Source organism: Clostridium sp. BSD9I1, assembly GCF_900185645.1.
Taxonomy (GTDB): domain Bacteria; phylum Bacillota; class Clostridia; order Clostridiales; family Clostridiaceae; genus Clostridium_AK.
In genome coordinates this window covers 1023636-1042248 of sequence record NZ_FYAM01000023.1, presented here as the reverse complement: position 1 = coordinate 1042248, position 18613 = coordinate 1023636, and the positions used below count along the sequence as shown (strand labels likewise).

General features: G+C 31.8%; 18 protein-coding genes and 1 riboswitch. Of the genes, 15 read left to right on the top strand and 3 right to left on the bottom strand.

Translation table 11 applies throughout. The features are described 5' to 3' along the window. The first annotated feature begins 150 nt into the window (after positions 1-150). The 3 genes from dhaK (at position 151) to dhaM (ending at position 2347) form a co-directional block, all read left to right on the top strand. Positions 151-1143: a dihydroxyacetone kinase subunit DhaK gene (dhaK, locus tag BSD9I1_RS12645; protein ID WP_186430615.1), complete on the top strand. Its 993-nt coding sequence runs from the start codon at positions 151-153 to the stop codon at positions 1141-1143. Between the two features lie 69 nt (positions 1144-1212). Continuing rightward, positions 1213-1869 carry a dihydroxyacetone kinase subunit DhaL gene (dhaL, locus tag BSD9I1_RS12640; protein WP_186430614.1) on the top strand — a complete coding sequence of 219 codons (657 nt, stop codon included), beginning with the start codon at positions 1213-1215 and terminating at the stop codon, positions 1867-1869. 88 nt (positions 1870-1957) lie between these two features. After that, positions 1958-2347, top strand: a complete 390-nt coding sequence (dhaM, locus tag BSD9I1_RS12635; protein WP_035309103.1) for a dihydroxyacetone kinase phosphoryl donor subunit DhaM — start codon at positions 1958-1960, stop codon at positions 2345-2347. Between the two features lie 109 nt (positions 2348-2456). Here dhaM and BSD9I1_RS12630 read toward each other — a convergent pair whose 3' ends face one another. Then, positions 2457-2912, bottom strand: coding sequence for a SoxR reducing system RseC family protein (locus tag BSD9I1_RS12630; protein ID WP_186430613.1), 456 nt, complete (start codon positions 2910-2912; stop codon positions 2457-2459). A gap of 156 nt (positions 2913-3068) precedes the next feature. On the opposite strand from BSD9I1_RS12630, the gene dut reads away from it, so the two are divergent. The 8 genes from dut to thiE all read left to right on the top strand — a co-directional run bounded on the left by dut (position 3069) and on the right by thiE (position 9638). Beyond that, positions 3069-3500: a dUTP diphosphatase gene (gene dut / locus BSD9I1_RS12625; protein WP_186430612.1), complete on the top strand. Its 432-nt coding sequence runs from the start codon at positions 3069-3071 to the stop codon at positions 3498-3500. A gap of 2 nt (positions 3501-3502) precedes the next feature. Further along, entirely contained in the window at positions 3503-4780 is a 1278-nt protein-coding gene (locus tag BSD9I1_RS12620) for a pitrilysin family protein (RefSeq protein ID WP_186430611.1), read from the top strand. A gap of 131 nt (positions 4781-4911) precedes the next feature. Further along, the gene (gene pdxS, locus BSD9I1_RS12615; protein WP_207653905.1) at positions 4912-5781 is read left to right on the top strand and encodes a pyridoxal 5'-phosphate synthase lyase subunit PdxS; all 870 of its coding nucleotides are present in this window, start codon (positions 4912-4914) and stop codon (positions 5779-5781) included. A gap of 1 nt (position 5782) precedes the next feature. Next, positions 5783-6352: a pyridoxal 5'-phosphate synthase glutaminase subunit PdxT gene (pdxT, locus tag BSD9I1_RS12610; protein WP_186430610.1), complete on the top strand. Its 570-nt coding sequence runs from the start codon at positions 5783-5785 to the stop codon at positions 6350-6352. Positions 6353-6435: 83 nt separating this feature from the next. Beyond that, positions 6436-6545, top strand: a riboswitch (TPP riboswitch). A gap of 150 nt (positions 6546-6695) precedes the next feature. Continuing rightward, complete coding sequence (thiW, locus tag BSD9I1_RS12605; RefSeq protein ID WP_186430609.1) at positions 6696-7190, top strand: energy coupling factor transporter S component ThiW; 495 nt, start codon at positions 6696-6698, stop codon at positions 7188-7190. A 72-nt stretch (positions 7191-7262) separates the two neighbouring features. After that, positions 7263-8129, top strand: coding sequence for a hydroxymethylpyrimidine/phosphomethylpyrimidine kinase (locus BSD9I1_RS12600; RefSeq protein WP_186430608.1), 867 nt, complete (start codon positions 7263-7265; stop codon positions 8127-8129). Positions 8130-8166: 37 nt separating this feature from the next. Continuing rightward, positions 8167-9000, top strand: a complete 834-nt coding sequence (gene thiM / locus BSD9I1_RS12595; protein WP_186430607.1) for a hydroxyethylthiazole kinase — start codon at positions 8167-8169, stop codon at positions 8998-9000. Positions 9001-9011: 11 nt separating this feature from the next. Further along, a complete protein-coding gene (gene thiE / locus BSD9I1_RS12590; RefSeq protein ID WP_186430606.1) occupies positions 9012-9638 on the top strand; it encodes a thiamine phosphate synthase in 627 nt (208 codons plus the stop codon). Between the two features lie 665 nt (positions 9639-10303). Here thiE and BSD9I1_RS12585 read toward each other — a convergent pair. Then, positions 10304-11122 carry a TIM barrel protein gene (locus BSD9I1_RS12585; protein WP_186430605.1) on the bottom strand — a complete coding sequence of 273 codons (819 nt, stop codon included), beginning with the start codon at positions 11120-11122 and terminating at the stop codon, positions 10304-10306. 316 nt (positions 11123-11438) lie between these two features. Here BSD9I1_RS12585 and BSD9I1_RS12580 point away from each other — a divergent pair, with 316 nt between their 5' ends. From BSD9I1_RS12580 to BSD9I1_RS12570, 3 genes are all read left to right on the top strand, one after another. Beyond that, on the top strand, positions 11439-13133 hold the full coding sequence (locus BSD9I1_RS12580; RefSeq protein WP_035309084.1) for a M3 family oligoendopeptidase: 1695 nt from the start codon (positions 11439-11441) through the stop codon (positions 13131-13133). Positions 13134-13569: 436 nt separating this feature from the next. Next, entirely contained in the window at positions 13570-14661 is a 1092-nt protein-coding gene (locus BSD9I1_RS12575; protein WP_052085743.1) for a M14 family metallopeptidase, read from the top strand. A gap of 141 nt (positions 14662-14802) precedes the next feature. Then, positions 14803-16572, top strand: a complete 1770-nt coding sequence (locus BSD9I1_RS12570; RefSeq protein WP_186430604.1) for a helicase-related protein — start codon at positions 14803-14805, stop codon at positions 16570-16572. A 294-nt stretch (positions 16573-16866) separates the two neighbouring features. Here the strand turns inward: BSD9I1_RS12570 and BSD9I1_RS12565 are convergent, their stop codons facing one another. Next, positions 16867-17574: an MBL fold metallo-hydrolase gene (locus BSD9I1_RS12565; RefSeq protein ID WP_186430603.1), complete on the bottom strand. Its 708-nt coding sequence runs from the start codon at positions 17572-17574 to the stop codon at positions 16867-16869. Positions 17575-17788: 214 nt separating this feature from the next. Here BSD9I1_RS12565 and BSD9I1_RS12560 point away from each other — a divergent pair, with 214 nt between their 5' ends. Then, a complete protein-coding gene (locus BSD9I1_RS12560) occupies positions 17789-18613 on the top strand; it encodes an ABC transporter permease (protein ID WP_186430602.1) in 825 nt (274 codons plus the stop codon).

Below are 18613 nucleotides of genomic sequence, written 5' to 3'. Positions count from 1 at the left end.
ATGTATAGTATAGTATCAGTAAATGGAAAATGTTACACGGATATTATAAAATTTTAGTAATATATAGTAAAAATAAAGGATATCTTATTATGACGTTGAAATTTCATAATACAAAATTATAAATCAGATTTAGAATATGGGAGGGGAAATATGAAAAAGTTAATAAACAATTCCGAGCAGGTTGTAGAAGAAATGATAAATGGTATGGTAGCTGCTCATTCAAAAGATATTAAAAGACTAGATGGAGAAAATATTATAATAAGATATAATACAATTGGTAATGAAAAGGTTTCCTTAGTAAGCGGTGGTGGAAGCGGACATGAACCAGCTCATGCTGGATATGTGGGATATGGAATGTTAGATGCTGCTGTATGCGGTTCAGTATTTACATCACCAACACCAGACAAGGTTTATGAAGCTATAAAAGCTGTGAAATCTGATAAGGGAGTTTTACTTATAATAAAAAACTATAGCGGAGACGTAATGAATTTTGAAATGGCCAAGGATATGGCAGAAATGGAAGGCGTTAAAGTCGAAAGTGTTATAGTAGATGATGATGTGGCAGTGGAGAATAGCACTTATACTATAGGAAGAAGAGGAATTGCAGGAACGGTATTTGTTCATAAAATAGCAGGAGCAAAAGCAGAAGAAGGGGCAAGCCTTGAAGAAGTAAAAAATATTGCGGAAAAAGTTATAAAAAACTTGGGTAGTATGGGAGTTGCACTTACATCTTGTATAGTTCCTGAAGCTAAAAAGCCTACATTTACATTAAAAGATGATGAAATGGAAATAGGGGTTGGGATACATGGTGAGCCAGGCATTTGCAGGGAAACTTTGAAAACCTCTGATGAAATAACAGAAAAGTTACTCCATAAAATACTAGAGAATTTAAAAGTTTCTTTCGGAGAAGAAGTTGCAGTGATGATAAATGGTCTTGGCGCAACACCACTTATGGAATTGTATATAGTGAATAATAAAGTTCAGAAAATACTAAATGAAAAGGGAATAAATATATATAAGACCTATGTAGGAGAGTTTATGACATCATTAGAAATGGCAGGATGCTCTATAACACTGTTAAAGCTTGATGATGAACTTAAAAAACTGTTGGATGCTCCAGCCAATACTATCGGATTTAAATAATGATTAATAAATATAATTTGCTATAAAAGGTAGTACAAATTAGTGGTTACTTAAGGGGGGGGGAATGGGTTGAAGATAGGGGTAAATGAAGTCAAAGAAACTATAAAAAATATTGCTAAAGTAATAGAAAAAAATAAGGAATTTCTAACAGAACTTGATGCGAATATTGGTGATGCAGATCATGGTATAAATATGTCTAAAGGTTTTAAGGCAGTAATAAAAAAACTGAATGAAACAAATACTGAAAGTATATCGGAGATTTTAAAAATTACAGGTATGACACTAGTTTCAAATGTAGGTGGAGCATCTGGTCCTTTATATGGTACTGCATTTATGAAAGCTTCAATGGCTATAGATAAGGAGTTTATGGATATTTATGATCTCATAAATATGTTAAAAGCTGCATTAGAAGGAATTAAGTCTAGAGGAAAGTCTCAGGCAGGGGAAAAGACTATGATAGACGCCATAGAACCTGCATTAAATGCACTTGTGAAATCAAAGGATGATGGATTAATTGACGAAAAAGCTTTAGAAAATATGAAGGATGAAGCACTTAAAGGATTAGAATATACAAAATCTATAGTTGCAACTAAGGGAAGGGCGGCATATTTAGGAGAAAGAAGCATAGGGCATCAAGATCCAGGAGCAACTTCAAGTTATTTTATGCTAAATGAAATATACAAATACTTTATAAATAATAATAAAAAAGCAATATACAAGGAGTAAGATTAAATTTCATTTTTTAATAAAATAAGATTTTACTAAAATTATTATTTGTTTTATTAGTTATTACTTAAAAGATAGGAGTGTCTACATGGTAGGAATGGTTATAATATCTCATAGTAAAAAAATTGCTGAAGGGGTTAGGGAATTGGCACTGCAAATGGCTCCAGAGGTATCCATAGCAGCATCAGGAGGAACTAAAGATGGGAGTATTGGAACAGACATAGATATTATATTGGAAGGTATAAATAATGTATATTCTGATGACGGAGTTGTAATACTATTTGATCTTGGAAGTGCACTAATGAATGCAGAAATGGCATTGGAATTTTTATCAGAAGATAAAAAGCATAAAGTTAAGATAATAGATACAGCTTTGGTAGAGGGAGCCATAACTGGAGCGGTGCAAATAAGTATGGATAAAAGCTTAAAGGAAATCATAAAGGTCTTAGAGGAATTAAAGCTTGGTAAAATGGCTTAGGTGGATTAGATATTGACTAATATATAATGGCAGCACATACTGGATGGCATAAATCAAATAATAAATCCATGTTATGGGCAAAATAAAAGGAAATTGCTATGCAATTTCCTTAAAAGCTTTCCTGTTTTCTTAAGAGTTCTATTTTTTCAAGCTCTTCTTCTGATAGTATTCTTACCATAGATACTGAAGGCTTACTATTTTTTACATGATGGTTATTAACTAATCTAAGTATTCCATAGGATACTGCTAAAAAGCCAAAGCCCATAAATATTGAAATAAGATCATCTTTAAAAGCTACATGTCCAATTCCGATTCCTGACAGCATAAATATAAGAGGTAATACATAAGCAAAAAAAGTAAGCTTAAAAAAAGTATTATCTTCAATAAGTACTTCTACAGAATCTCCAGGCTTTGCAGAAGCTGTATTTTCAATTTCTAAAAGCATAGGTGGAACCTCACAGCTTCCCCCACAAGATGCACAGTTATCACCACAACCAGACATTCTTTTAAACATTACATTAGCTGCATTACCATTAACACGTGTAACATATCCTACCTGATTCATTAATTTCACCTCTTCACTTATTTCCAAGTAAAATACTCGGATATAACATTTCAATTAATATTATAGCACATCCGACAAAAAACGCAAATGGAATAATAGTATTGTTAAATACTTACTTAGAATATAAAATAGAGGTAATGATAAGGAGGAATATAAATGGAACTTAAAATAAAAAGAATACATAAGGATGCAGTACTTCCAAGATATGCTCATGAGAGTGATGCAGGAATGGATCTCTGCTCAGTGGAGGAAAAGGTAATAAAACCTAGTGAAACAGTTTTGATAAAAACAGGTATAGTAATAGAACTTCCAAAGGATACAGAGGCACAAGTTAGACCAAGAAGCGGCTTAGCACTTAAAAATTCTATTACTGTTCTCAATTCCCCAGGAACTGTGGATGAAGGCTACAGGGGAGAGATAGGAGTAATACTTATAAATCATGGGAAATGTGATTTTAAAGTAGAAAAAGGCATGAGAATTGCTCAAATGGTAATAAAACCTGTGATAAAAGTTAAAGTCGTTGAGGCTCAGGAAGTAAATGATTCTGATAGAATGGCAAATGGATTTGGCTCTACAGGGAGTGTATAATTTTGATAAAAGAAGTCTTGAAAAATGGATTAAAAGTTATATATAAATATGTTCAAGGAAATATAACCTCATTTTGTATAGGAGTAGATGCTGGGGCTATAAAAGAAGAGGGATTCCCACTAGGTACAGCTCATGCTGTAGAACATATGGTGTTTAAAGGAACAATAAATAAAACTGAGCTAGAAATAAATAAGCTATGTGATGAATTGTTTGGATTTCAAAATGCTATGACAAATTACCCCTATGTAGTTTATTATGGCAGCCTTCTAAATGAGGATTTTGAAAAAGGATTAGGACTTTTTTCTGATATAGTTCTAAGGCCTACCTTCCCTGAAAATGGCTTTAAAGAAGAAATGGATATAATTAAGCAAGAACTTAATGAATGGTCAGAAGACTTATATCAGTTTTGCGAGGATGAATTATTGCATAATGCTTTTCAGCATAGGAGAATAAAAGATTTAATAATAGGAACCCATGAGAGTATATCTAAAATTACCTTAAATACACTAAAGGATTTTTATAACAAATATTATTTGCCATCTAATATGGTAGTAACTGTGGTTACAGGATTTCCAGAGAAAGAAGCTATGAGTGTAGTTGAAAAATGCTTTGATGTTTTTGAGATAGAAGAGAATGTGGAAAATTTAAAAAATATTAAGCCATGTGGCTTAGAGGATAAGTATCTTAATAGAAGTGACATAGGTAATAATTATCTTTACGAAAATAATAATGCAGGTATGTTTGTAAAGTTTAGAGAGGGCGTAAACGGTTCTAAAATACAATATGCTTATCCAATACATAATTTATCCCTAAAGGAACTTGGCTGCTTAAAGGTATTTAATAATTATTTTGGAGAAGGAACTTCTAGTATTTTATATGATACAATTAGAACGCAAAATGGACTTTCTTACGAAATCGAAAGTAGTATAAAAGAAGAAAAAGGAATAAGATTATTTAAAATTTCTATGGGGACATCAGGAGAAAATATTGAAAAAGCGGTAAGACTTATAGATAGCTCTATAGAAAAAATTAAACAAGATACTTATATTTTTAATGAGCAATTAATTAAAAAACTTATAAAAAATATAGAACTTAAAACGGCATTGAGGTCAGAGAAGTCAGTGCAATTAGCGAAGGATTTAGCTTGCAGCGAAATAATGTATTCATCAAATGATATTATATATAAAATGCCCGAAATTTTAAGTGAAGTCACAAGCGAGGAAATTTCTAGGGTAATAAATAAAGTATTAAATTTTCCTACAATACAAATTATCAAGTGAGTCTTATAAGATTTACAAATTTACATCTAAAATGTACCGGTACAATTTGTATCGGTACATTTTGTACTAATACGTTGTTGTTTTATAATATGGATGTAAGAAAATTTAGATTTTATTGGGGGAATATTTTTATGAACAATTATGAACTAAACAAAAACCTTGCTCAAATGTTAAAAGGTGGAGTAATTATGGATGTTGTTAATCCAAAGGAAGCTGAAATAGCGGAGAAGGCTGGAGCTTGTGCTGTAATGGCTCTTGAAAGAGTACCTTCCGATATAAGGAAGCAAGGTGGAGTTGCTAGAATGTCCGATCCTAAAATGATTAAAGAAATAAAATCAGCGGTTTCAATACCAGTTATGGCCAAAGTTAGAATTGGCCACTTTGTAGAAGCTCAAATACTTCAAGCTTTGGAAATCGATTATGTTGATGAAAGTGAAGTTTTAACTCCTGCAGATGAAGCTTATCATATAAATAAATGGGATTTTAAAGTTCCTTTTGTTTGTGGTGCTAAAAATCTTGGGGAAGCTTTAAGAAGAATAGGTGAGGGAGCTTCTATGATTAGAACAAAGGGGGAAGCGGGTACAGGAAACGTTGTTGAAGCTGTAAGGCATATGAGATGCATGATGGATGAAATAAGAAAGATAAAAAATGCTCCAGAACAAGAACTTATGACAATTGCAAAGGAAATGTCAGCTCCATACGAATTGATAAAATTTGTTTGGAAGGAAGGAAAGCTTCCTGTAGTGAATTTTGCAGCAGGTGGAATTGCAACACCAGCAGATGCCGCACTTATGATGCAGCTTGGTTCCGAAGGGGTGTTTGTTGGCTCTGGAATATTTAAGTCAGGTAGTCCAGAAAAACGAGCAAAGGCAATAGTACTTGCAACTACCTATTATAATGATCCTAAGAGACTTGCAGAGGTTTCGGAGGAATTAGGGGAGCCGATGAGTGGAATAGACTTAAGAGATTTAACTAATAGATATGCAGAAAGAGGCTGGTAAGATGAAGATAGGAGTTTTATCCCTTCAAGGTGGAGTTATAGAACATATAAAAAGCATAAATGCATTAGGCTTTGATGCAGTTGAAGTTAAAACTTTCAAGGATATTGAAGATATTAATGGATTAATTTTACCAGGGGGAGAAAGTACTGCTATTGGCAAAATTTTAAGGGAAACAGGAATGCTTGCCAAGCTTAGAGAGAAGATACTATTAGGATTACCAGTATGGGGAACTTGTGCAGGCATGATACTGCTTGCAAAGGAAATTGAAAATGACGACATAACACATATTTCTGTAATGAATATAAAAGTTAGAAGGAATGCATATGGAAGGCAAATAGATAGTTTTAGCACTGAGGATGTTATTAAGAGTGTATCAGATAACCCAATTCCACTTGTGTTCATTAGAGCACCATTTATTGTTAGTGTGGGAGATGATGTAGAAGTACTCCATAAGTTAAAGGAGAATATAGTAGCAGCTAAACAAAATAATATCCTTGTAACATCTTTCCATCCTGAACTTACGGAAAATATTCAGTTCCACAAATACTTTATTTCTATGTGCCAGTTCTAACTTGAATTTTTAGGAACTTCATAGGGATCAATTGACTTAATTTTTTATATATAGTATGATGTTAATGAAAATTAATAATATAGGTAATCACACAGGGGAGTTGGTAATGGCCAGCTGAGAGTAAGAAATCCATTCTTAGACCCTTTAACCTGATCTGGATAATGCCGGCGTAGGGAGTTAGATGTAGATATTGTTTTGATATTTAAGACATAAACTTCGTGGGAGTTTATGTCTTTTGTTTTTTATATTATAGAAAAATTAAAAACTACTACTTTTAAAATACTTCTAACTTTCTGCTGGATAGTACTAAAAATTTATATTATTTAAATTTAGGAGTGATTTTATGGGTACAAAAAAATTAACTTTTTCAGCACTACTTATAGCTATGGGAGTTTTACTTTCAAATTTAATTTATATTCCAATAGGAGCTTCAAGGTGTTTTCCTATACAACATTTTATTAATGTACTTTCTGCAGTAATGTTTAATTCTTACATAGGAGTAGGTATTGCCTTTTGTATATCAGTTATAAGAAATATTTTAGGAACAGGTTCTATTATGGCTTTTCCTGGAAGCATGATAGGAGCATTTTTGGCAGCGTTATTTTATAAAAGAGGCAAAAAAATTATACATGCTTTTCTAGGAGAAGTTATAGGTACGGGAGTAATTGGAGCACTTGTTTGTTACCAAATTTCTAAATTAGTACTTGGAAAAGATGTTGCAGCACTATTTTATGTAATACCTTTTTCCATAAGCAGTTTAGGAGGATCATTAATAGCTTATGTGGTACTAACTATTATATTAAAGAGAAACATAATAAACATGGTTTATAAGCAATAAAACTAAGGCTAATTGAAATTGATTGAAAAGTATTAAAAAGTATTGAAAAAACTAAATGAGGAGGTTTTGTAAATGAAAAAAGTATTAACTATTGCAGGTTCTGACAGTTCAGGAGGAGCAGGTATTCAGGCTGATTTAAAGACATTTTCTGCAAATGGAACCTTTGGAATGAGTGTTATAACTGCTATTACGGCTCAAAATACTCAAGGTGTTTGGGCAGTGGAGGATTTATCACCTTCAATTATAGAGGCTCAAATAGATGCAATATTTAAGGATATAGAGGTAGATGGAGTGAAAATAGGAATGGTTTCAAAAATAGAAACTATAGATGCAATCAGTAAAAAGTTAAATGAATATAAACCTAAGAATATGGTTTTAGATCCTGTGATGATTTCAAAAAGTGGATTTGATTTACTTAAACCTGAATCAAAAAAAGCACTTATAGAAAAATTAATACCTTTAAGCTCTATTATAACTCCTAATATCCCTGAAGCATTGGCTATGATAGAAACTTATAAACAGATGTATACGGATAATCATGAGTATAGTGAATTGTTAAAAGAAGCTGAAACATTAAAGGCCATAGAAACAAGAGAACAAATGGAAACTGCAGCAAAGATAATTCATTTCATAGGAGCCCCTAATGTACTTTTAAAGGGAGGTCATTTAGCGGATGATGCTGTAGATATATTATATGATGGAAAAGAATTTCATTATTTTGAAGGAGAAAGAATACATACTAAAAATACTCATGGAACAGGATGTACCTTATCTTCTGCAATATGTTCTAATTTAGCATTGGGTTATACTTTAGTAGAATCAATAAAAAGAGCTAAGGAATATATTACAGAAGCAATTAAGCACTCATTAGATATTGGCCATGGTGTAGGTCCTACTAATCATTTTTACACACTGTATAAAAATGCAGGTATGCTATAGAAATAAAAATCTATATATAAGTTTGGAGGAAACTATTATGGGAATTAATGAAAAGCTTAATCGTATTCTTTTACAAGTTAAGGAAAAGACACCTCTTGTACATCACATAACAAATTACGTTACAGTAAACGATTGTGCAAATATTGTACTTGCGCTAGGTGGAAGCCCTGTAATGGCAGATGATGAAGCTGAAGTTGAGGAAATGGTATCTATTGCTTCGGCACTAGTAATAAATATTGGTACATTAAACAGCAGAACTATAAATTCTATGATACTTGCAGGGAAAAAGGCAAATGAACTAAATGTTCCTGTAATACTTGATCCTGTGGGGGTTGGAGCAACTAGTCTTAGAACAAAAACTGCAAAGCTTTTACTAGAAAATATACAATTTGATGTTATAAGAGGAAATCTTTCAGAAATTAAAGTTTTAGCAGGACTAAGCTCAAAGACTAGAGGCGTAGATGTAGATGTAGATGTAGAAGAAAAAGATGAAATAGAAGGAAGAAAGAAGCTAGGAGAAGAATTATCTAAAAAACTAAATTCTGTAATAGCTATAACAGGAAAAGTGGACTCCATAAGCTACAATGATAAAACATACTTAATATATAATGGACACCCTATGTTATCACAAGTTACGGGAACTGGCTGCATGTGCTCCTCTCTTATAGGTGCATTTTTAGGAACAGGAGAAGATAAGCATATAGCTACAGTACTTGGAGTTTTAACTATGGGCATAAGCGGGGAAAGAGCATACAAGGCTGTAACAGATAAGGATTTGGGAACGGGAAGTTTTAGGACAGCTATAATTGACAGCGTTTCAAATATCACTCCTGAAATAATTTATGAATATGCAAAGATAACTGAAAAATAAGGAGAACAATTATGAATAAGAAAAATGTAAATTATACTTTGTATCTTGTAACAGAGAGAAGTTTCATAAAAGATAAATCTTTAGATAAAGCTGTAGAGGAAGCAATACTTGGTGGAGCAACATTAGTACAGATAAGAGAAAAAGATGTAGATTCATTAGATTTTTATAAAGAAGCTCTAAAGGTAAAGAAAGTATGTAAAAAGTATGACGTTCCTTTAATAATAAACGATAGAGTTGATATTGCATTAGCTGTAGATGCTGACGGCGTTCATGTTGGACAAAGCGATTTGCCTTGCAGTATAGTAAGAAGCATATTAGGTGCAGAAAAAATTATAGGGGTTTCAACATCCAATGTTGAAGAAGCTTTAAAGGCACAAGAAGATGGAGCAGATTACGTAGGAGTTGGGGCAGTATTTCCAACTACTACAAAGGATGATGCAGATAGCGTAACCATAGAGGAACTTTCAAATATAAAGAAAAGTTTAAACATTCCCGTAGTAGCTATTGGAGGAATAAGCGAAAATAATATAACAAAGTTAAAGCCAGCTAGTATAGATGGAGTGGCTGTTATATCTGCAATACTTGGAAAAGAAAACATAACAGAAGCAGCAGAAAATTTAAAGGAATTACAGTTTTAATGTTGAACCTACCGTATGAGATTTGCATCTAGGAAAGCGTTCATTTCGCTAAGAACGACTAATATTTATAAATTTGAAATATCTAAGCCTCCTAAACTCGCCGTCGCTCAGACAGTAGAAGGCTCTATACGATATTTTAAATTTATAAATAAAGCCGTTCTAAGGCTCATTCAATGCCTTCTACGATGAAAATTCTATAGGGCGGCAGCCTGGGAACGTTATAAGAACTTATACTAAATTAAATGAGAAACTTAATTTATAAGTTAAAGATAAGGTAGTACAATAAAAGATTTATGATAAAAAATAGAATAATTAATATTTTACGACCTATCGGTCTGTGGGCTTATCAGCCCTTTGATAATCGTCAATTTAAAAGAAACTTTCGCAAAAGCGAAATTCCATCCTTCATCAGTGTGGATGAAGACATTTTTAATGTTAAATTTAGTATAGGTTCTGCATTGTAGAAAGTATTGAACAAGCAATTAGAAGCTCTTTATCTCTCAATTTAAATCACCGTAAAGAACTTTCTACTGTCTGAGCTACAGCGAGTTTAGAAAGTTTAGGTGATTTAAATTGAGAGATATTAGAGCTTCTTTGAGCAGTGAACGCTTTCTTAAATGCAGAACCTATACGGAAGATTTAACATTAAGAATGTCGTAATATTTCTAAAGGCTTTCATAAAAATTCTTTAAAAGCAGTGCATCTTTTTCAAGCATAGGGCTTTCACAAACTACACAACCTTTAATATCAAAGGTTTTAAAGGCCTTTAAACATTCTTCAAATTTAAAATCACTTTCTAAAAATGGAAGGTGATTTTTTTCGCCTTTTTCTCCGTAGTTTATACCTGATATATGTATATGCATATCTTCTAAGGCTTCGTAGCCAAGTTCATTCTTTATATGTTGAAGTACCTTTGCAAAGTCATCATAAGTCTTTAAGCTGCCGTTATATCTTGCGTGTAAATGGGAAAAATCAATGCAAGGTTTACAGGTTTTAACTTCTTTACAAAGAGCTACATTTTCTTCAAGGCTTCCAAATTGGGTGCCTTTTCCTGTAGTTTCAAGTCTATAATCCACTCCAAGGTCAGGAAGTTTTAATAGGTTCTCTTTAATGGTATTAAAGGTTTCTTGTTTACTGTCCTTTAAATAAAATCCAGGATGAAATACCAAACTTCTTCCTTGTACTTTTAAAAGAGCTTCAGCGCCTTTTATTATTCTCTCAAGAGACTTTTCTTGTTTTTCATCTTCATCAGCATTTAAATTTATATAATAAGAGCCATGTGCAGAAAGATAAAAGTCATTTAAAAGTTTTGAATTTAAAACTTCATCTTTATTTTTATCTGTGATATTTACAGAACGCACAAAGGGGAGTTCCATTGCATCAAGTCCTATGTTTTTTAAGTATTCTATGCCAGTTTTATAAGTAAATTTCATACCTTCTTCGCCTATAGGCAGGCCAGATAGTCCGAATAATAATTTATCCATAATAAAGCACCATCTTTCTTGAATTATATTATATGACTATTAAACAACTTCATTTAGAGATCATATTTAATAATTAATATTATTCAATTATAATAGTTAATTGTCAAGTGTATAAATAGTAATATCACGGCTTGGATTTTAATAATTATATTAGCTTTAAGGGCAATCCAATTGTTGAAAAATACATTTGCGAAAATATATAAATTAATCCTTAATATGGTATAATACTATTGATTTATATGAATTATGGTGCATATAATTGCATGTGAAAGTGAAAATACTAAGAAAATAATACACATTGAAGGGATGGAGTACTATGAAGTTTAGTGAATTTAAATATGAAAGACCTAATATAAAAGAAATTAAGGGAAAGTTTAATATTCTTCTTGAAGAATTTAAAAACAGTGATACTTTAGAGAAACAAAATAAAATTATGGAAGATATAAATAAATTAAGAAGTGAATTTGAATCTATGGCTCAAATAGCTGAAATAAGACATACCATTGATACTACAGATAAGTTTTATGAAGAGGAGCAGGACTTCTTGGATATCAATATGCCATTATATGAAGAGGTTATATCAGATTATTATAAAGCTCTTACATCCTCTAAGTTTAAGGAAGAGCTTGAAGCAAAATGGGGAACTCAGCTATTCGATATAGCAGAGCTTTCAATTAAGACCTTTTCTCCTGAAGTGATTTCAGATCTTCAAGAAGAAAATAAGGTTTCTAGTGAATATACAAAGCTTCTTGCATCAGCAAAGATAATTTTTGAAGGAGAAGAGAGAAATTTAGCTCAGATGGCTCCATTTATGCAATCAAAGGATAGAGAAGTAAGAAAAAGGGCATCAGAGGCAAAGTATAAGTTCTTTGAGGAACATGAAAAAGAATTTGATAACATATATGATAGGCTTGTGAAGATAAGGACAAGAGTAGCTAAAGCTCTAGGCTATAACAACTTTGTAGAGCTTGCTTATGACAGGATGCTTAGAACAGACTATAATAAGGATATGGTGAAGAATTTTAGAAAACAGGTAGAGGAAAGTATAGTACCTGTATGCCAAGAACTTGTAGAAAAACAAAGAAAAAGACTTAGCTTATCTAATATGAGTTATTATGATTTAGATTTTAAATTTAAAACTGGGAATGCGAAACCCCATGGTGATGCAAATTTTATGGTGAATAATGCAAAGAACATGTATAATGAGCTCTCCAAGGAAACAGGAGAATTTTTTGACTTTATGGTAAATGGAGAGCTTTTGGATTTAGTAGCTAAAAAAGGGAAAGCAAGTGGAGGATACTGTACTTATATAAGCGAGTATAAGGCTCCATTTATATTCTCAAATTTTAATGGAACTTCAGGCGATGTAGATGTTTTAACTCATGAAGCGGGGCATGCTTTCCAAGTTTACAGCAGTAGAGATTATGAAATACCAGAATACCAATTTCCAACCTATGAAGCTTGTGAAATTCATTCCATGAGTATGGAATTCTTTACTTATCCTTGGATGAATTTATTCTTTGAAGATGAAACAGAAAAATATAAATTTTCTCATTTAGCAGATGCGCTTTTATTTATACCTTATGGAGTATCTGTAGATGAGTTTCAGGAGAAAATTTATGAAAACCCTGATATGACTCCTGAGGAGAGAAAAAATACTTGGAGAGGTATTGAAAAGAAGTATCTTCCTCATAAAACCTATGAAGAAAATGACTTTCTTGAGAAAGGTGGATATTGGCAGCAACAAAGACATATTTATGAATCACCTTTTTATTATATAGATTATACCTTAGCTCAGTTATGTGCTTTTCAATACTATGTATGGTCCATGGAAAATAGAGAAAAGGCATGGAAATCCTATGTTAAGTTATGTAAGCTTGGGGGAAGTAAGTCCTTCTTAAAACTTGCATTCGAAGCAGGACTTAAATCACCTTTTGAAGATGGAACTGTAAGGGAAGTAGTAGATAAAATAAAGAAAGAACTTTTGAGTGTGGATGACAGTAAATTTTAGCTTTGTTATTAAAAAGTATACAGCGATTTAAATCATTGTATACTTTTTATAATTTTTATAGTAATAAATTTAAGAAAAGAGCTTATTATTTTCTTTCAATAAGCCTTTTTCTTTTGCTTTAATGAACTTTATTATTTTATTAAACATATATACTTTAATTGCAATTTTTTTAGTAAAAATAATTACATAATTCTTTAATTTATCCTATATTTTTTTCTTTAATCAAGGTTTTAATTAGCTTATAAATATTTTGGAAATAAGAAGATTAGCAAAGAAAAAAGAAAATATGAAAAAAAGTTGTAAAATCGTTGGAAATATCTTGAGCACGTATGCTATGTTATGACATAAAATGGTATTTTGGGGGTATATAATAAAAATAGGTTAAGCAATAAACCTAAATGATTAAAGAATAATAGACTTATAGGAGGAGAATGTTATGAGAAAATCACGTGCACTTGCTTTAGCATTGGCTTTAGCATCAGTAATTACTGCATCATCAACAATTTATGCAGGTGGTACTAGCTTAAAGCCAAGCGGTCCATGGGTAACTGAAACTCAAAACATAAGCTTAAGCGGCTTACATGACTATGAGGAATTATCAAAAACGTTGAAGCAAATTGAAAAATCATCTCAGGGCAAAATGCAGCTTTCAACTATAGGACAATCTAATCAAGGTAGAGATATATATCTGGCGAAAATAGGGACAGGCCCTAAAAAAGTTATGGTAATCAGTCAACAGCATGGGAATGAACCCTTAGGAACAGAGGCAGCACTGAACGTATTAAAATATTTAAGTACAGATAATAGTAAAATTGAAGACATATTAAGCAAAGTTACTTTATATATTGTGCCAAGGGTAAATGTTGATGGAACAGAAAAGAAACAAAGGTATACGGATGATCCAACTGCACCAAAGGTTAGCTATTCAAGTGCTGGTGTAGGATATGATATGAATCGTTGGCATTGGCAAAACTGGGAGGACAGCCCGTATTATAAATTGGATAATGGAAAGACGTTCCCAACTAATCCTGTTAAGGAATCAGTAGCGGTATTGAATACATTTAAAGCTATTCAGCCTGAATGGATAATTGATTTACATCATCAGGGCACATATCTTAATGAAGAAGATGGAGATATGATTAAAACTTCAATACTTTGGCCTACAGATCCAAAAGCAAAACCTGAAGCAGTAGAGTTATCAAAGAAAATGTGCTCAGTTATATATAATGATCTAGAACATTTTGGATTTGCAGAAGTAAGTAGATATGATGGCGGGGCTTATGAAGGAATAGCAAGAAATTCCTACGGTATAGCTGGAGCTGGAAGTGTTTTAATTGAAATGCGCGGACAAATGCAGAGTCTTGGACAAAAATCTTCGGGATATCTAACAAAAACTTTTGTAGAAGCTATTATGTCTCTAGTATCATCAACAGCGGATGGTTCCTTATACGAAGCGGATACAAGCATAGCTGAAAATATGCCAGAAACAGGACCATATGTAACTAAAGATGGAATAGAAGTAGAATAAAAAATAATAATATTAATAAAATATAGCATTTAATTTTCCTCTCTGGTAAAGCTAAATATAAGCTTTACTAAGAGGGGCATTTTTAATGGGAAATAATGATATAATAGTAAATTATAAATATCATATGTAAGGAGTTTTACTATGGGAAGAGGTAGCAGTAAAAGCACAGTAGATAGAAATTTTAGAAAAATAAAAAGTCAAATAAATCAAATAGAACAAATAGTAAGGCATACTAAACCACATATGCTTTGGGAGCACGAGGCATCAGTTCGTAAAAAAATAAAGCAATTAAAAGAGTTTGAAGGTCTTGATAATAAAGAGTTTAGAGTAGTTCATGAAAGATATTCAGAAATTTTAGAGTACATATCTAAAAAACTCATAGAGGATTACAATAGAAAAAATCATACAAGTTATAGATTTGACGAAATAGTGAAGGGGAATTATGGCGCTTATTTAAAATCAGGTGCTATGAGTGTACTTATAACTAAGCATATTCCAAAGCTTATATATCATGAATTTGAAACAATATTTCCTAAAAATCCAAAGGATGAATATGAAGATGCACGAAGACTTAAAAGAAAGTTTTATCTTCACTTGGGAGAAACGAATACTGGAAAAACTTACAACGCTATGCAAAGGTTAAAAGAAGTTACTAAAGGAATATATTTATCACCTTTAAGAATACTAGCATTAGAAAATTTTGAAAGGCTTAACAGTGAAGGAGTAAAGTGCAACTTACTTACAGGAGAAGAAGAGATAATCATAGAAGGTGCAACCCATACTTCATGCACTATAGAAAAGTTGAATATAGGAGAAAACTATGACCTAGCAATAATAGATGAAGTGCAAATGATAAATGACGATCAAAGAGGAGCAGCATGGACAAGAGCTATGTTGGCGTTAAATTGTAAGGAAATTCATGTGTGTGGTGCGTTAAATGCAAAAGAGCTTTTAATAGAAATAATAGAGGATTGTGAAGATGAATACGAGTTTAGAGAATATACAAGGGATATACCTTTAGAGATACAAGAAAATCCTTTTGCATATAAGGATATTCAAGAGGGAGATGCATTAGTTGTATTTTCTAAAAAGAGAGTTTTAAATCTTGCATATCATTATGCTGATTTAGGCATAAAAGCAAGTCTTATATATGGAGATTTACCTCCAGAAGTCAGAAGAAAGCAGTATGAACAATTTATAAATAAAGAAACTTCTATACTTATAACTACTGATGCAATTGGTATGGGAGTAAATTTGCCTATAAAGAGAATAGTATTTATGGATGTTAAAAAGTTTGATGGCAGTGAAGTAAGATATTTAACTTCTCAAGAGGTGAAACAAATTGCAGGAAGAGCAGGTAGAAAGGGTATATATGATATAGGATATGTAGCATCCCATGGGCATACCCAAGACTTTATAGATGAGATGATTATGGTAAAAGATAGGGAGATAAATGAAGGGGTAATAGGGCCTAGTGATGCAATACTAAAGGTAAAAAGTTTACCTTTAAGAGAAAAGTTAGCATTATGGAGCACAAGAGAAGAAAAAGTATCTTTTTACAGAAAGATGGATATAAATGAATATATAATTATACTTGATAACTTAAAATTTTATAAGTTAGATGAATCAATCCAATGGAAGCTTTTGAAAGTACCTTTTGATGTGAGTGATAAAGATCTTATGCACACATTTTTAACTTATGTAGATGAATTGTTTGTAGCAAAACAAGAAAAACTTTCAAAGCCTTCATATAGGTTTAACGACTTATATGAATTAGAGATTTACTACCAAAAATTAAATTTATATTACTCTTTTTCAAAGTTGTTCCATTTGGAATTTGACGAAGAATGGATTCAAGAACAGCGTTTAAAAGCAAGCGAAGGAATAAATAACATTCTTAAAAAAATATAGAAATAAGACGACATTTTTAATGTTGAACCGCTCGCAGGAAATTTGCATTTAGGAAAGCGTTCGCTGCACGAAAAAGCTCTAATATTTCTTCCTTTTAAGGCGCCTAAGCCTTCTAAACTCGCCTATAGCTCAAACAGTAGAAGACTCTATACGGCGCCTTAAAATAAGAAATAAAGAGATTTTAATTGTTTGCTCAATGCTTTCTACAATGCAAATTCCCTGCTTATGTTCAACATTAAAAATATTATTCATGCTTACCTGCTAAAGGAGGAAATTTCGTTTAACGAAATTTCTTTAAATATTGATTTCTACTATATTAAAGCCAAGCTTTGTTGCCTCTTTAATAAGTTCATTTCCATCTATATGCATACAATAAACTTTTTTTCTTAGATTTTCAGGAATCAAATTAGACAGTTTACTAATGGATAAATGACCACTTCCCGTATAGTCAGGGTAGCAGGTATCTTGATATAACTCATCAATTTTTCCGTTCTTAAAGAGATTTAATGTGTTTTCCTCAATGGCATTAGAATCACCACTATAGTAAATCGTTTTATTATCATAGTAAATAAAATAACCATAGCAATACATTTCTTTAGAATGAGAAGCTTTTACGGGCATAACTTCTATATCACCTAAAGCAATACGAGTATTTTCATAGCTTTCTATTAAGTTGTACATATTATCTTTATTGTTCATTATGCTAAAAAGAGATTTTAAGGCATAAGAGGAGGGGTATATTATAGAAACCTTTTTATTTAGCATATAGTAACAGTAAAAAATAAGGCTGCTAAGGCTTCCTACATGGTCAGAATGTAAATGAGTAATTAGTATTGTTATCTCTTTAGAATTTTCTAATAGCCTCTTTTGTTTTATTCTTTCAAATATGCTTTCTCCACAGTCTATTAAGAGAAGTTTATCACCGCGTTTTATATAAGCTGAAGTATTTCCCTCTTCTGTATTAAAAGCAGAACCTCTTCCTAAAAAATTTAATGTTTGCATAAAAACACCTCCGTATTCAGTGATACATATTATTATACCACCATTTATTATTTATAAACTATTGACTATATTTACAAAGTGAGATATTATTATTTTGTAAAACACGAATAATAGTTTTAAAAATAAATATTTAGTTCGTGATATCCGGGTTTCTATACAATTGTAAAATGAAGAATTATCGTAGTTAATGTGTAAATTTTAGGAGGTGACAAATATGAAAAAGAGAACTGGCTTTTATTTAATGATACCTGCTGCAATATTTTTGACTTTGTTTGCTATAATTCCGGTATTTAAAATATGTATTTCTACATTTCAAGCTGAAGGTACATTATCTATAGAAGTCTATACCAACATACTTAGGGATTCTTTTTTTCAAGATGTATTTATAAGAACTATGAAACTAAGTTTAATAAGTACTATAATATGTGCAGTTTTAGGATTGCCTACTGCATATTACATATCTAAAATAGGTGTTAAAAGAAGAGGATTATACATAGCGCTAGCAGTGTTTCCTATGCTTACATCTCCAGTTGTTCGTTCTTTTTGTTGGATTGTAATACTTGGTAAGAAAGGACTTTTAAACACAATTCTTTTAAATCTTAACTTAATCAATAGCCCAGTTAGCATGTTATATAATGAATTTTCTATTGTAGTGGGATTTGTGCAATTGTTCCTGCCTTTAATGATACTTTCTCTTATAGGTGTAATGGAAAATATAACAGAAGACTACATGCTTGCAGCAGAAAGTCTTGGAGCTTCTAAGTTTAAGGCGTTTTTAAAAGTGGTATTTCCGTTAAGCGTGCCAGGACTCATGACAGGAAGTGTACTTGTATTTACTGGATGCCTTACTGCGTACACCACTCCACAGCTTTTAGGAGGAACTAAGACAAGGGTTTTAGCCACATTGATATATCAAAATGCAATGACTTTATCTGATTGGAATAGCGCATCTGTTGTAGCTGTTATAATGATAATTACAACAATTATAGTTACTTCCATCATGAATAGAGGGGCTAAAGCTTTAAATAGAAGGGGGTAG